This window comes from Agrobacterium sp. 22-209-1 (assembly GCF_053522485.1).
Genome location: NZ_JBNWCH010000001.1, coordinates 794,314 through 809,826, shown reverse-complemented (window position 1 = coordinate 809,826; position 15,513 = coordinate 794,314). Strand labels below are relative to the sequence as shown.

At 60.3% G+C, this 15,513-nt stretch carries 10 protein-coding genes; 6 read left to right on the top strand and 4 right to left on the bottom strand.

The window, feature by feature from the left end; genetic code table 11:
- Window positions 1-5 precede the first annotated feature (5 nt).
- From kdpC to ACQZ48_RS03780, 3 genes are read left to right on the top strand one after another with little or no spacing between them, the layout of a single operon-like run.
- Window positions 6-572, top strand: coding sequence for a potassium-transporting ATPase subunit KdpC (kdpC, locus tag ACQZ48_RS03790; RefSeq protein WP_077983517.1), 567 nt, complete (start codon window positions 6-8; stop codon window positions 570-572).
- A gap of 55 nt (window positions 573-627) precedes the next feature.
- Window positions 628-3,330: a sensor histidine kinase gene (locus ACQZ48_RS03785; protein WP_142913485.1), complete on the top strand. Its 2,703-nt coding sequence runs from the start codon at window positions 628-630 to the stop codon at window positions 3,328-3,330.
- Window positions 3,331-3,378: 48 nt separating this feature from the next.
- Window positions 3,379-4,068 carry a response regulator transcription factor gene (locus ACQZ48_RS03780; RefSeq protein WP_077983515.1) on the top strand — a complete coding sequence of 230 codons (690 nt, stop codon included), beginning with the start codon at window positions 3,379-3,381 and terminating at the stop codon, window positions 4,066-4,068.
- A gap of 30 nt (window positions 4,069-4,098) precedes the next feature.
- Here ACQZ48_RS03780 and ACQZ48_RS03775 read toward each other — a convergent pair whose 3' ends face one another.
- Window positions 4,099-5,151: a threonine aldolase family protein gene (locus ACQZ48_RS03775; RefSeq protein WP_077983514.1), complete on the bottom strand. Its 1,053-nt coding sequence runs from the start codon at window positions 5,149-5,151 to the stop codon at window positions 4,099-4,101.
- A gap of 370 nt (window positions 5,152-5,521) precedes the next feature.
- Here ACQZ48_RS03775 and gltB point away from each other — a divergent pair, with 370 nt between their 5' ends.
- The 3 genes from gltB to ACQZ48_RS03760 are packed head-to-tail and all read left to right on the top strand — an operon-like array spanning window position 5,522 to window position 11,904.
- Complete coding sequence (gene gltB / locus ACQZ48_RS03770) at window positions 5,522-10,267, top strand: glutamate synthase large subunit (protein WP_448728549.1); 4,746 nt, start codon at window positions 5,522-5,524, stop codon at window positions 10,265-10,267.
- An 8-nt stretch (window positions 10,268-10,275) separates the two neighbouring features.
- The gene (locus ACQZ48_RS03765; protein WP_448728548.1) at window positions 10,276-10,401 is read left to right on the top strand and encodes a hypothetical protein; all 126 of its coding nucleotides are present in this window, start codon (window positions 10,276-10,278) and stop codon (window positions 10,399-10,401) included.
- Window positions 10,402-10,449: 48 nt separating this feature from the next.
- Window positions 10,450-11,904 carry a glutamate synthase subunit beta gene (locus ACQZ48_RS03760; protein WP_077983512.1) on the top strand — a complete coding sequence of 485 codons (1,455 nt, stop codon included), beginning with the start codon at window positions 10,450-10,452 and terminating at the stop codon, window positions 11,902-11,904.
- 83 nt (window positions 11,905-11,987) lie between these two features.
- On the opposite strand, the gene ACQZ48_RS03755 is transcribed toward ACQZ48_RS03760, so the two are convergent.
- From ACQZ48_RS03755 to ACQZ48_RS03745, 3 genes are all read right to left on the bottom strand, one after another.
- Window positions 11,988-13,343 carry a sensor histidine kinase gene (locus ACQZ48_RS03755; RefSeq protein ID WP_191216839.1) on the bottom strand — a complete coding sequence of 452 codons (1,356 nt, stop codon included), beginning with the start codon at window positions 13,341-13,343 and terminating at the stop codon, window positions 11,988-11,990.
- Entirely contained in the window at window positions 13,340-14,014 is a 675-nt protein-coding gene (locus ACQZ48_RS03750) for a response regulator transcription factor (RefSeq protein ID WP_448728585.1), read from the bottom strand. The genes ACQZ48_RS03755 and ACQZ48_RS03750 overlap by 4 nt, the downstream gene beginning before the upstream one ends.
- 248 nt (window positions 14,015-14,262) lie before the next feature.
- Window positions 14,263-15,498, bottom strand: a complete 1,236-nt coding sequence (locus tag ACQZ48_RS03745) for an SGNH/GDSL hydrolase family protein (protein WP_448728547.1) — start codon at window positions 15,496-15,498, stop codon at window positions 14,263-14,265.
- Window positions 15,499-15,513 lie beyond the last annotated feature (15 nt).

The following is a 15,513-nucleotide window of genomic DNA, read 5'->3' as shown; positions in this document are numbered from 1 at the left end:
AGACAATGTTTAGACAGTTTCGTCCCGCACTGGTGCTGATCCTTGCCACCACCGCCATCACCGGCCTCGCCTATCCGCTGGGCATGACGGGCCTCGCACAGGCGATCTTTCCCGTTCAGGCCAATGGCAGCCTGATCGAGAAGAATGGCACTGTCGTCGGATCGCAATTGATCGGGCAGGCTTTCTCCGGCGAGAAATATTTCCATGGCAGGCCGTCGGCCGCCGGCGACGGCTACAATGCTGCTTCGTCTTCCGGCTCCAACCTCGGTCCGACGAGCGCAAAGCTCATTGACCGGGTGAAGCAGGATTACGAGGCGGCGAAAACCGAAAATCCGACAGCTGAGGTGCCGGCCGATCTGGTGACGGCCTCGGGCAGCGGCCTTGATCCGCATGTTTCGCCAGAGGCCGCCTATTTCCAGGTTCCGCGTGTCGCCAGGGCAAGGGGCATGGATGAGGCCGCACTTCGCGCTATCGTAGAACGACATGTGGAAGGACCGGAACTCGGATTTATGGGAGAGCCGGTCGTGAATGTGCTGGCGCTCAACATGGCTCTTGACGCAGCCGGCTCATGAACTGAAATGGCTATGGCTTGTTCGCAAGCCATAGCCTCGACCACTGGTGGGTTCAATGCCTGACGATATCAGCAATATGCCAAGCCGACCATCGCCCGATGCGCTGCTGGAACACGCCCGGCGCGAGGCGCGGGGCCGGCTGAAAATTTTTTTAGGGGCGGCGCCCGGCGTCGGCAAGACCTATGAAATGCTGATGTCCGGCCGTGCGAAGCTAGCGGATGGTGTCGACACCGTCATCGGCGTTGTGGAAACGCACGGCCGCAAGGAAACCGAAACGCTGGTGCAGGGCTTCGAGATCGTTGCGCGGAAGCGCATCGATTATCGCGGCCAGACGCTGGAGGAGATGGATCTCGACGCCATTCTCGCCCGTCGTCCCGCCTTGGTTCTGGTCGATGAACTTGCCCACACCAATGCCGCCGGCAGCCGCCACCCCAAGCGCTACATGGACGTTCAGGAAATTCTGGCGCAGGGAATCGACGTCTATACGACGCTGAACATCCAGCATGTCGAAAGCCTGAACGATGTCGTTGCGCAGATCACCCGCATCCGTGTTCGTGAAACGGTGCCCGATAGCATCATCGACCGGGCCGACGATGTCGAAATAATCGATATTACGCCAGACGATCTGATCAAACGGCTGCAGGATGGCAAGGTTTACCTGCCCCGCACCGCCCGGCGTGCCATCGAGAATTATTTCTCGCGCGGCAATCTGACGGCGCTGCGGGAGCTTGCGCTCCGGCGCACAGCGCAACGGGTGGATGAGCAATTGCTCAACCACATGCAGTCCCACGCCATTTCCGGCCCTTGGGCGGCAGGAGACAGGGTTCTGGTCTGCCTTGACCATGGCAGCAACGGCCCGGGGTTGGTGCGTTATGCCCGCCGGCAGGCGGATCGCCTACGCGCACCCTGGACGGCACTGCATCTCGATACGCCGCGTTCGCAACAATTGTCAGAGTTGGAGAAGGACCGGCTGGCTGGCGCGATGCGGCTTGCCCAGCAGCTCGGCGGCGAGACGGTGACCCTGCCGGCGCTTGATCTCACGCGGGAAATCGTCTCCTACGCCAACGCCAATAATTTTACCCACATCATCATCGGCCGCCCGCGAAAATCCTGGTGGCAGCGGATTTTTCAGCGTTCGCTGACGCATGATCTGATCGACCATGCGGGCGATATCAGCGTTCATGTCATTTCCGGCGATAAAAAAGAAGAGAAACTGGGCCAGGCCGCAAAGCCGGCCTCGGCGCAATCGCATCCTTCTATAAGACCCTATCTTAACAGCACCCTGTTCGTCGGTTTGGCGATCGTGGCCGGCATCGTGCTGGACCAGACACTCGATGTCAGAAATCTGGCGCTGGTATTCCTGATGGCGGTTCTGGCCGCCGCCGTACGCGGCGGGCTGGGGCCAGCGCTTTATGCTTCCCTGCTCGGCGCTTTTGCATTCAATTTTTTCTTCCTCGAGCCGCGTTACACCCTGACTGTTCGCGATCCGGAAAGTGTCGTGGCGCTGCTGTTTTATCTCGGCGTGGCGCTTGTCGCCTCCAATCTCACGGCGGCCGTGCAAAGACAGGCCGCCGCCGCGCGGGCAAGAGCGCGAACGACGGAAGATTTATATCTGTTCTCCAAGAAGCTTTCGGTGACGGGAACGCTGGACGACGTGCTGTGGGCGGCTGCTTTCCAGATGGCCTCGATGCTGAAGGTTCGGATCGTTCTGCTTTTACCGGAAAACAATACGATCATGGTCAAGGCGGGATATCCGCCGGACGATACGCTGGGGGATGCCGATATTGCCGCCGCGCAATGGGCCTGGGAACATAACAAGGCCGCTGGCAGGGGCGCGGATACGCTTCCTGGCGCCAAACGTCTTTACCTGCCCCTGCGCACCGGCAGCGGCGCCGTCGGCGTGGTGGGACTGGACGATGACCGGCTCGGTCCGCTTCTGACGCCGGAACAGCAGCGGCTGTTCGATGCCCTGGCCGATCAGGCGGCGCTCGCTATCGAGCGAATCCAGCTTGTCTCGGATGTCGACCGGGCAAGGCTTGCGGCGGAAACCGACCGGCTGCGCACCGCGCTCCTGACGTCCATTTCCCACGACCTTAAAACACCGCTTGCGGCCATTCTGGGTTCGGCCGGAACGTTGAAGGATTTCGCCGAGGACATCCCGCCGGATGCGCGCGCCGAACTGCTTTCGACGATCATTGAGGAATCCGAGCGGCTGAACCGGTTCATCTCCAATCTTCTTGATATGACGCGGATCGGCTCGGGCGCGATGGAGCCGAATTACGGTCTGCATTTCTTGGGCGATATGGTTGGAACCGCGCTGTCGCGCGCCGCCAAAATCGTCGCCAGGCATGAGATTGTTCTGGATATTCCCTCCGACCTGCCGATGCTGAAGGTCGATCCCGTGCTTTTCGAACAGGTCCTGTTCAATCTCATCGACAATGCCGCCAAATACGCTCCCGAACATACCGCCATCGAGATTCGCGGCTGGCGGCAGGGCAAGAATATCTTCCTCTCCGTGGCCGATGCGGGACCGGGTATTCCACCTGACGATACGGAGCGGGTGTTTGACAGCTTCTACCGCGTGCGCAAGGCGGATCATGTGCAGGCCGGAACCGGCCTGGGACTATCCATCTGCAAGGGGTTTATCGAGGCCATGGGCGGTTCGATCCACGCGGAAAACAGGTCAGGCCGTACCGGTGCGCAATTTACCGTCAGTCTGCCGATTTCCTCCGGAGCTCCGGTGATCGATCATGATTAAGGCGCGATTGCCGACGACAAGCGATCATGCCGCTGAAGGAGATCGGGAATGACCAATTCCGCCGTTCGTATTCTGATCGTCGACGACGAACCGCCGATCCGCAAGCTTTTGCGCGTAGGGCTGTCGACCCAAGAATATGCGGTGAGCGAGGCGATGAATGCCAAGGTCGCCATGGAGTTGGTCAGCGAGGACAAGCCCGATCTCGTCGTTCTCGATCTCGGCCTGCCGGATATGTCGGGGCATGATCTTCTAGCGAAATGGCGCGGCGAAGGGCTGGCGCTGCCGGTCATCATCCTCTCCAGCCGCACGGATGAGGCGGGTATCGTCAAGGCGCTGGAGCTGGGGGCCGATGACTACATCACCAAGCCTTTCGGCATGAACGAACTCGTCGCCCGCATCCGCGTCGCCCTGCGCCATCGTCTGCAAAGCCAGGGGGAGAGGCCGGTGTTTCAGACCGGTGATCTTTCCGTCGATCTGGTCAGGCGTATCGTCAAGGTGGAGGACCGGGAGGTGAAGCTCTCACCCAAGGAGTATGACATCCTGCGGGTTCTGGTGCAGCATGCCGGGAAGGTTTTGACCCACCGTTTCCTGCTTGAACATGTGTGGGACGAATTGACCGACGTGCAATATTTGCGCGTCTATGTGCGCCAGCTTCGGCAGAAGATCGAAAAAACCCCGGATCAGCCGCGCTATATCCTGACGGAAACCGGTGTCGGTTACCGGCTGCAGGAGGTGTGAGGGCGCCGCAAGGCGACGCCCTGCGATAGTTTAAACGGCGGCGCAGATCGACAGGAATTCGTCCACATCGGCTTCTGTCGTGGCAAAGCTCGTGACCATGCGGATCAGCACTTCGTCCTTGCCGACATTTTCCGGCATATCGCGCGGCTCCAGCCAGTCATAGAACTTTGCACCCTTTGCCGTGGCGGCTTCTGCGGCGGCCTTTGGAAGAATAGCGAAAACTTCATTGGCCTGAGTCGGCCATGCAAGGCGGGCGCTGTTCAGCGAAGCGAAACCGGCACGCAGACGATTGGCCATGGCGTTGGCGTGGCTGGCGAGACCGAGCCAGAGGTCGTCCTGCAGATAGGCCTCGAATTGCGCGGCGATGAAACGCGATTTCGAGAAAAGCTGGGCGGTGCGCTTGCGCAGGAAGGAGAAATCCCTGGCGAGCGAGGGATCGAAGAAGACGATCGCTTCCGCACACCAGCAGCCATTTTTCGTGCCGCCGAAAGACAGGACGTCGACGCCGCGTTTCCAGGTCATTTCGGCGGGTGTGGTGCCGAGTGCGGCCAGCGCATTGGCGAAACGCGCGCCATCCATATGCAGCGGCAGGCCATTGTCTTTTGCGATTTTGGCGATGGCATCGATTTCATCGAGTGTGTAGACCGTGCCGGCCTCGGTCGCCTGCGTCATGGTGATGGCTGCGGCGCGGCCGTGATGCACGGCATCCTGCGGATAACGCGCAATGCGCTCAATGAGGTTCTCCGGCAGCATCTTGCCGTTCGGCCCCTCGACGGCGACCATGCGCATGCCGGAAAAGAAATCCGGCGCGCCGCACTCGTCCTCGATCACATGCGCTTCGGAGTGACAGAAGGTCAGGCCGCCGGCGCGGGCGATGCTGGCCAGCGAGAGCGAATTGGCCGCCGTGCCGGTCGCGACGAAAAACACCGCGACTTCGCGTTCGAAAATCTCGTTGAAACGCTTTTCGATGGAGAGATCGAGTTCGCTGGTGCCATAAGCCGCGGCAAAGCGTGTGGATTCCCGCGAAAGCCGTTCGTTGACGGCCGGATGGGCGCCAGCCCAATTGTCTGAAGCAAAAAACATCTCTGAAGGCTTTCCGATAGCTGAGGTTCTGTTCGGGCTGTTCGAAGCGATAACGGGGAAAGTTCTAGGTCGGAACATTGAGATTGGCAAATCCGGTAATGAAAGCAACGGGTCGACCTGCTTTGCGACAAGAAAGTTTCGCGCAATAGGTCAGTATCGAAACTTCGCTGCGAAGTGCGGCTTTCACTAATTGGATTCGCACCCTTGCAAAATCCGCCCGTTTCTGCCAAAATCCTACTGAATTGAGACAGCTTTGCTGTCCTAAATTGACCAAAGCCGGGTTGAATGCGAGTTTTGCGGGAAGCGAAAATTCGTGTCGAGCCGGATCTTCGCATGAAACCATGCAAGTAATTTTGCAGGAGGGACACAAATGACGAACAAGCCGCAGGCGAACATCGCTGCCGCCACCCTGACCACAGACTGTCCCACCGCGGCTGCGGCCGCGCCCGTTTCTGCGAAAGCGCGTTTCGCGGGCGGTTTGCCGGAAAGGCAGGGTCTTTACGATCCGGCTAATGAACATGATGCCTGCGGCGTCGGCTTCGTTGCCCATATGAAGGGCCAAAAGTCGCACCAGATCGTCAAGGACGGCCTGTTCATCCTGGAAAACCTCACGCATCGTGGCGCTGTCGGCGCTGATCCGCTCATGGGTGATGGTGCGGGCATTCTGGTGCAGATTCCTGATCGTTTCTTCCGTGAGGAGATGGCGACGCAGGGCGTGACGTTGCCGAAGGCGGGTGAATACGCCGTCGGCCATATCTTCATGCCGCGCGATCCTTCCCGCATCGAGCACTACAAGAAGGTCATCGTCGACGTTATCGGCGAAGAGGGGCAGCAGTTCCTCGGCTTCCGCGATGTGCCGGTCGATAATTCCTCGCTCTCCAAGGCGCCGGATATCGCCGCGACCGAACCGCACCACGTGCAGGTCTTCATCGGCGCCGGCCGCGACGCCGCGAGCAATGCCGATTTCGAGCGCAAGCTGTTCCTGATCCGCAAGGTTCTCTCCAACCGCATCTATGACGAGGGCGGCGGCAAGGAAACGCAGGATTTCTATCCCGTTTCTCTCTCCTCCTCGACCATCGTCTACAAGGGCATGTTCCTCGCCTATCAGGTGGGCGCCTATTACAAGGATCTCGCCGATCCGCGCTTCGAATCCGCTGTCGCCCTCGTGCACCAGCGTTTTTCGACCAACACCTTCCCGTCCTGGAAACTGGCGCACCCTTACCGAATGGTCGCCCATAACGGCGAAATCAACACGCTGCGCGGCAACGTCAACTGGATGGCGGCGCGTCAAGCATCGGTTTCCTCCGCGCTGTTCGGCGATGACATCTCCAAGCTCTGGCCGATTTCCTACGAGGGTCAGTCGGATACGGCCTGCTTCGACAACGCGCTCGAGTTCCTCGTGCGCGGCGGTTATTCCATGGCCCATGCCGTGATGATGCTGATCCCGGAAGCCTGGGCCGGCAACCAGTCCATGTCCGCCGAACGCAAGGCGTTCTACGAATATCATGCAGCGCTGATGGAGCCGTGGGACGGTCCGGCTGCCGTCGCCTTCACCGACGGCAAGCAGATCGGCGCGACTCTCGACCGCAACGGTCTGCGCCCGGCTCGTTACCTCGTCACCGATGACGACCGCATCATCATGGCGTCTGAGGCAGGCACGCTGCCTGTGCCGGAAGAGCGCATCGTCAAGAAGTGGCGTCTGCAACCCGGAAAGATGCTGCTGATCGATATGGAAAAAGGCTCCATCGTTTCCGACGAGGAAGTGAAGCACGAGCTTGCCGCCAAGCATCCGTATCGTAGCTGGCTCGACCGCACCCAGCTCATCCTTGAGGATCTGAAGCCGGTGGAGCCGCGCGCGCTGCGCCGCGACGTGTCGCTGCTCGACCGTCAGCAGGCCTTCGGTTACACGAGCGAAGACACCAAGCTCCTGATGTCGCCGATGGCGACGACCGGCCAGGAAGCCATCGGTTCGATGGGTACCGATACGCCGATTTCGGCCATGTCGGACAAGTCGAAGCTGCTTTACACCTATTTCAAGCAGAACTTCGCGCAGGTCACCAACCCGCCGATCGATCCGATTCGCGAAGAGCTCGTCATGAGCCTCGTCTCGTTCATCGGTCCACGCCCGAACCTGCTCGATCACGAAGGGGCAGCCCGCGCCAAGCGTCTGGAAGTGCGCCAGCCGATCCTGACCAATGGCGATCTGGAAAAGATCCGTTCCATCGGCCACACGGAAGACCGCTTCGATACCAAGACGCTCGACTTCACCTATGATGTGGAGCGCGGTGCGGAAGGCATGCCTGACATGCTCGAACGCCTCTGCGAGCGGGCGGAATCGGCCGTTCGTGGCGGTTACAACATTATCGTTCTTTCCGACCGCCAGCTTGGCCCTGATCGCATCGCGATCCCGGCACTTCTGGCGACGGCCGCCGTGCACCATCACCTGATCCGCAAGGGCCTGCGCACCTCTGTCGGCCTCGTCGTGGAAACCGGTGAGCCGCGCGAAGTCCATCATTTCTGCCTGCTTGCCGGTTATGGTGCCGAGGCGATCAATCCCTATCTCGCCTTCGATACCCTGCTCGACATGCACAAGCACGGCGCCTTCCCGAAGGAAGTGTCCGACGACGAAGTCGTTTATCGTTACATCAAGGCTGTCGGTAAGGGAATCCTGAAGGTCATGTCCAAGATGGGCATTTCCACCTACCAGTCCTATTGTGGCGCTCAGATTTTCGATGCCGTCGGTCTGTCGTCGCAATTCGTCGAGAAATATTTCTTCGGCACCGCTACCTCCATCGAAGGTGTGGGCCTGACGGAAATCGCCGAAGAAACCGTGGCGCGCCACACGGCGGCTTTCGGCAAGGATCCGATCCTTGCCAATACGCTCGATATTGGCGGTGAATATGCCTATCGCATGCGCGGCGAAAGCCACGCCTGGACGCCGGATGCGGTTGCCTCGCTGCAACATGCGGTGCGCGGCAACAGCCAGGACCGCTACCGCGAATTTGCCGGCATGGTGAATGAGACGGCGTTGCGCATGAACACCATTCGCGGCCTGTTCAACATCAAGTCTGCGGAAGCGCTCGGTCGCAAGCCTGTTTCCATCGATGAGGTCGAACCCGCGGCAGACATCGTCAAGCGGTTCTCGACGGGCGCCATGTCCTTCGGCTCCATCAGCCGCGAGGCGCATACGACGCTCGCCATCGCCATGAACCGCATTGGTGGCAAGTCCAACACGGGTGAGGGCGGCGAAGAATCCGACCGTTATCTGCCGTTGCTCAATGGCAAGCCGAACCCGGAACGCTCTGCCATCAAGCAGATCGCGTCTGGTCGTTTCGGTGTGACGACGGAATATCTCGTCAATGCCGATATGCTTCAGATCAAGGTTGCGCAGGGTGCCAAGCCCGGCGAAGGCGGCCAGCTGCCCGGCCACAAGGTGGATGCGACGGTTGCCAAGACCCGCCACTCCACACCGGGCGTCGGTCTCATCTCGCCGCCGCCGCATCACGATATCTATTCCATCGAAGATCTGGCGCAGCTGATCTATGACCTGAAGAACGTCAATCCGGAAGCCGATGTTTCGGTGAAGCTGGTGTCGGAAGTCGGTGTCGGCACGGTTGCGGCCGGTGTCGCCAAGGCGCGCGCCGACCACATCACCGTTTCCGGTTTCGATGGCGGCACGGGTGCTTCGCCGCTGACGTCGCTCAAGCACGCGGGCAGCCCTTGGGAAATCGGCCTTGCCGAAACCCAGCAGACACTGGTGCTGAACGGCCTTCGCTCGCGCGTCGCGCTGCAGGTGGATGGTGGTCTGAAGACCGGCCGTGACGTCATCATCGGCGCGCTTCTGGGTGCTGATGAATTCGGCTTTGCAACCGCGCCGCTGATTGCGGCGGGCTGCATCATGATGCGCAAGTGCCACCTGAACACTTGCCCCGTGGGCGTTGCCACGCAGGACCCGGTTCTGCGCAAGCGCTTCAAGGGCACGCCGGAACACGTCATCAACTACTTCTTCTTCGTTGCCGAAGAAGTGCGCGAAATCCTCGCCTCGCTGGGCGTGACCAAGCTGGACGAGATCATCGGCGCTTCCGAACTGCTCGAAAAGGATGAGATGCTGGCGCACTGGAAGGCAAAGGGGCTGGATTTCAGCCGCATCTTCCACAAGGTCGAGGCTCCCAAGGAAGCGACCTTCTGGACCGAACGCCAGAAGCATCCGATCGACGACATTCTCGACCGCAAGCTGATCGAGAAGTCTCTGCCGTCGCTGGAAAACCGCGAGCCCGTGGTCTTCGAAGTACCGATCAAGAACGTCGATCGTTCCGCCGGTGCCATGCTTTCGGGCGCGTTGGCGAAGCGCTGGGGCCATAAGGGTCTCAAGGACGATACGATCCATGTGACGCTGCGGGGCACGGCGGGCCAGTCCTTCGGCGCGTTCCTTGCCCGTGGCATCACCTTCGATCTAGTGGGTGATGGTAACGACTATGTCGGCAAGGGTTTGTCAGGTGGCCGCATCATCGTGCGCCCGCCGGAAAACACCCGCATCGTCGCGGAAAACTCGATCATCGTCGGCAATACCGTGCTTTATGGTGCGATCACCGGCGAGTGCTATTTCCGCGGTGTGGCGGGCGAGCGCTTTGCGGTGCGTAACTCCGGTGCCGTTGCTGTTGTCGAAGGTGTCGGCGATCACGGTTGTGAATACATGACCGGCGGTATCGTCGTCGTTCTCGGTGAAACGGGCCGTAACTTCGCGGCCGGCATGTCCGGCGGCGTGGCTTATGTTCTCGACGAGAAGGGTGATTTCGCCACCCGCTGCAACATGGCCATGGTCGAGCTGGAGCCAGTTCCGGAAGAAGACGACATGCTGGAAAAGCTGCACCATCACGGTGGCGACCTCATGCACAAGGGACGTGTGGACGTTTCCGAGGACATGACGCGTCACGACGAGGAGCGGCTCTACCAGCTGATCTCGAACCACTTCCATTACACGAACTCGTCGCGCGCCAAGGATATACTCGACCGCTGGAGCGAGTTCCGTCCGAAGTTCCGCAAGGTCATGCCGGTCGAATACCGTCGTGCGCTTGAGGAAATGGAGCGCATGCGCATGGGCGTGGCGGCGGAGTAATCCGCCGCGTGAGGATACTACACCAACTGGTCTCGCTGATGATCGCGGTCGCCGTTCCCATGGCGACCACTTGGACAAGCGGCGAGACCGGATTTGAATTCATCGTATTGGGGGCGGCTTTTGGTGTCGCTTGACGGTACTGGGGCCCGACAGGCGCTCCGCTTTGATGTGAGGATATAAACGTGGGCAAGGTTACAGGTTTTCTGGAGATCGACCGGCAGGTGGGCAAGTATCAGCCCGCGTCGGATCGTATCCGCCATTTCCGCGAATTCACCATTCCGATGTCGGATGCCGAGGTGCAGAAGCAGGCGGCGCGCTGCATGGACTGCGGCATTCCCTACTGTCACGGCCCGACGGGCTGTCCCGTGCATAACCAGATCCCGGACTGGAACGATCTGGTCTATAACAACAATTGGGAAGAGGCGATCCGCAACCTCCATTCCACCAACAACTTCCCGGAGTTCACCGGCCGCGTCTGTCCGGCACCCTGCGAGGAGGCTTGCACGCTGAACCTCGAGGATGCGCCGGTCGCCATCAAGACCGTCGAGCAGGCGATTGCCGACAAGGCCTATGAGCTGGGTTTCATCGTGCCGAAGCCCGCGACGATCCACACCGGCAAGAAGGTCGCCATCATCGGTTCCGGTCCTTCGGGCATGGCGGCTGCGCAGCAGCTGGGCCGCGCCGGCCACGAGGTTCATGTCTATGAGCGCGAATCTAAGCCTGGCGGCCTGCTGCGTTACGGTATTCCGGACTTCAAGATGGAGAAGAACTTCATCGACCGCCGTGTCGAGCAGATCAAGGGCGAAGGCGTCACCTTCCATTGCGGCGTCAATGTCGGCGTCGATGTAACGGTCGAAGCGCTTCTGGCCGACCACGATGCCGTGCTTTATTGCGGCGGTTCGGAAACCCCGCGCCCGGCCGGTATCGGCGGCGCCGATCTGCATGGCGTCTACGATGCCATGCCCTATCTCGTGCAGCAGAACCGCCGCGTCGGTCGCGAAAATATCGACAGCATTGGCTGGCCGGCCGATCCTATTCTTGCCGGCGGCAAGCATGTCGTCGTTGTCGGTGGCGGCGATACCGCATCCGACTGCGTCGGTACGGCTTTCCGTCAGGGTGCCGTGAAGGTCACCCAGCTCGACATCCGCCCGATGCCGCCGGAAAAGGAAGACAAGTTGGCGGTCTGGCCCTTCTGGGCGACGAAAATGCGTACCTCGTCCTCGCAGGCCGAAGGCGCCATCCGCGAGTTCCAGGTGGCGACGCTCGAATTCGTCGGCGAAGACGGCGTGCTGACAGGAGTGAAGTGCTGCCAGGTGGATGACCGCCGCAAGCCGATTGCTGGCACGGAATTCATCATCAAGGCCGATCTTGCGTTCATCGCGATCGGCTTTTCAGGTCCCTTCACGGACAGCGTGCTGAAGGAAATGGACGGCAAGCTGAAGCTCAACACTGACCGTCGCGGTTCCACCAATGTGATCGCCAATGAAACCGACTACAAGACTTCGGTCGACAAGCTTTGGGCGGCGGGCGACGTGCGCCGTGGCCAGTCGCTGGTGGTCTGGGCGATCCGGGAAGGCCGCCAGGCGGCGCGTGCAATCGATGAAGCGCTGATGGGTGCGACCGTCCTTCCGCGCTAAGCACTGACGGTAATACGAGCCGAAAAGGCCTGTTGCAGATGCAACAGGCCTTTTCTTTTGGTTGCGAAAATGAGGACTTTTCTTCAGCAATAGGGAAGGGTGATACGGAAGCAGGCGCCACCGGTGGAAGCATCGCTGATGGTAATTTCCCCACCGTGATAGCGGACGATTTCCTGCACGAGGTTGAGCCCAAGCCCGGTGCCGCGATCTTTCGGTCGCAGGCGGTGGAAGGCATCGAAAACCAGTTCCCGGTCCTCTTCGGGAATGCCATTGCCTTCGTCGGCTATCTCGATCACCCGGTTTGCTGCCACCCTTATCGTGATCGTGCCGCGATTGCCGCCATGTTCGATGGCGTTTTGCACGATGTTCATCAGGGCGCGCTGCAACGAAGCGTGGTCTGCAAGGGCGAGGATCGGCTCTTCCTCCGGTTCGAAGGACAGCGCATATCCCTGTGATATGGCGAGCGGGGCCATGTCAGCGACGACCGATCTGCACAGGTTGACAAGATCAAGCGGGACCAGAGGGGCCTTCTGCCCGCCAAGGCGCTGCAAATCGAGCAATTGTTCGGCCAGCACGGCGATACGGCTGGCATCCGCCAATATTCTGCTGCGGGCCGGGCCGTCCAGTAGCGTTTCAACGCGGGTTTGGAGAATGGCGACGGGGGTTCGCAATTCATGGGCGGCATCGAGAATGAAGCGCTTGTGTCGTTCGTAGCCGTCGTCCAGTCGCTTCAACGCGCCGTTGACGGCGTGAACGAGAGGCTGCACTTCCTTCGGAATATCGCCATCCGGCAATCGGTATCCGCGCCTGTCGATATCGATGGTTTCCGCTGTGCGAGCAATGGTGGAAAGGGCGCGAAATTCCCTGCGGATGATCCAGGGGATGGTCACGACCGTCACGATGGACATGAGAATGAGGACAGGCATGATCAAGATGTTCGAAAACAACAAAACCGGTAACGTCATGCTGAACGGCCCGCCTTTGCCGATCATGACGAATTCTCCCGCCGGCCCCGAAGCGCGGCGAACGACGGCGATTCGCACCACGGCGAGGTAGGAATAGGACAGCGCCGCGTCGCGCACGTCTGAGACCCTGATGTCGCTCAATTGCTGATCCATATTGCTGAATGCCTCGGGCACCTGCCCGCCCTGCACGATCTCACCGTTTTCGCTGACCGCGACGAACCAGAAATCGGAGGTATTGCTGCGCAGCTTGACGAATTCGGGCGTTTCTTTGAGAACCAGCCGATTATCTTCATTCCGTATGATCGCGTTGGCGGTTGTCTGGGCCGCCTCCGGGCTGAGCAGCGCGCTGCCTGCACCGCCGCTCGACATATAGGTGACCATGGCGGCGGTGACGAAGAACAGGCTGCCGATCTGGAACAACAGCAGTTGAAGGGTCAGCCGGCGCTTGAGCGATTTTCTTCTGGCCAGCTTCACGAGGTCGCCCTCAGCAGGTAACCCACGCCGCGAATGCCATGGACCTCAAGGCCCGCATCCGCTGCCGCCAATTTGCGGCGCAAGCGGGAAATATGGGAATCGAGTGCATTGGACTGGATCTCATCGTCGAAATTATAAACGGCTTCCTCGAGCAATGAGCGAAGCACCGTCCTGCCCTGTCGCCGCAACAGGGCTTCGAGGATCAGCAGTTCGCGTCTGGTCAGCGGAAGGAATTCACCCTTGATGCGCACTTCGCGGGTTTCGAAGCAGAATTCCAGCCTGCCCAGTTTTGCCGTCATCGTCACGGCGCCGGCCGGCCGGCGCATCAGGGCGCGGATGCGCGCAAGCAGTTCCTCGACCGCGAATGGTTTGGCCAGATAGTCGTCCGCGCCGAGGTTCAGACCGTTCACCCGATCCACAAGCGCTCCCTGCGCCGTCAGCACGATGACGGGCGGGGTGAGGGGCAGGAGCCGCAAATCTTCGATAAGCTGGATGCCGTCACCATCGGGCAATTGCCGGTCAAGCACGACAAGGTCATGGACGTCGTCCATGATGGCGTGACGGGCAAAATCGAGCGTGCCGACCGTATCCACGATAATATCGAACCGGTGGAGCGCGGCGGACAGGGCTGCTGCCATTTCGCGTTCGTCTTCAACAAGCAGCAGGCGCATGAATTCCATCTCGGTATTGTCCGGTATCCCTTCCGGGAAGGGGCGCGGCGAAAGGCAAAAACGTCGACGCCGCTCGCGCTAAGGACAAGCGAGGCGTCGCCGCCAAATCGATGTCGCCATGCAAAAAAAGGGACTGGGGATGGCGGATGGCCAATCCCGCACTCCTGCAAAGCTGTACCTATCCTGTCATGTGCGGATTGCCTAAACATTACGCCCGCTGCGGGGCGGTCGGGCCGCTCCGAAAGCCTCTATTGTTTTGTCTGCGCGGTATCGGGCGCCACACGATAGTCATCGATACGGCCTGCCGGCGCATCGGCCATCTCGCCGCGCTTGGTCAACCTTTCGCGTGGCGATTCCACCACGGAGACGCGTGTCGGCCCGGCGGCCAAAGGCGCATCGCCTAACAGCTTGTCGCCGCCGTCGAGATTGGGATCGGTGAGACTGATAGGCTGGGTGCGCACCTGCCCGGCATCGATGCCGAGTGCGGGCAGGGAGGTAAGTGCCGGTAGATTGCTGCCGTCCAGTTTCACAAGGTCCGGTCCGGCGCTATCGAGGTGTCTGCGCACGAATTTCTCAACGTAAAATGCAAGCTTGCGTTTGCCGGCCTGGGTCATGCCTATGCCATCAGCCTCGCGCAGGCGGGCCTGTTGGCCGTTCATGTCGTAACCGGTAATGACGAATTTTCCCGCCTCATCGACGAAACCGTCCCAGACGTCCACGAATTCACCGCCATATTTTTCGACATGGCTGCGATAAAGCCGGTTGAAACCGACAAGATCGGCCGAAAGCGACGGCGACTGGAAGGCAGGCAGGCCGACCCACAGCAGCGGCGCCTTCTGGCGTCCGGCAAGCGCCAGCAGCTCGTCGATCCGCCGTTCATATTCCTTGAACCAGACCTCCGTGCCGAACTTTTCCCTGGTGTCGCCGATCTGCATCTGCTGGCGATCGTTCGATCCGATCATGATGACGATGGTAGACGGGTTGGTTTCGCTGATGAACTGCGGAAGGTTTTTGAACCAGTCGTAATAATCGGTACGCACGAGGCCGGAGGAGCCGTTGGCACGCACATCGACGGCGATTGCAGGCGAATTGGCAAAGGCATTGACCAGTTCGTCCCCCATGCCGCCGGCGAGAAAATCGCCTATGACCAGAACGCGCCGCGCATTTTCAAGCTTGGCGGCTGGCTCCGGCTTTGCGGTCCGCATCTGAACCACCGAGGGCGCTTTTCTGGCGGGTTGGGGGCGGGTGACCGATCTTTCGCGCGGAGCAGACGGAAAGTCGCGGCGGTTGCGGGGCTGGTATTCGCGCCCAGATCCGCCGTCGCGGCCCACCGGTTTGCCAAAGAGCATTTCAAACAGTGTACGCCGTTTCTCCTGTGCGGAGCTTTCGGAAGGAACGAGCGGCACGGTAAGGACGGCTGAAAGAAGGACGGCCAAGAAACGCCAGCCGGTTCTTCCGTTTTTCACCTGAGGCTTCCCACTCATCACATCAACCCTTCC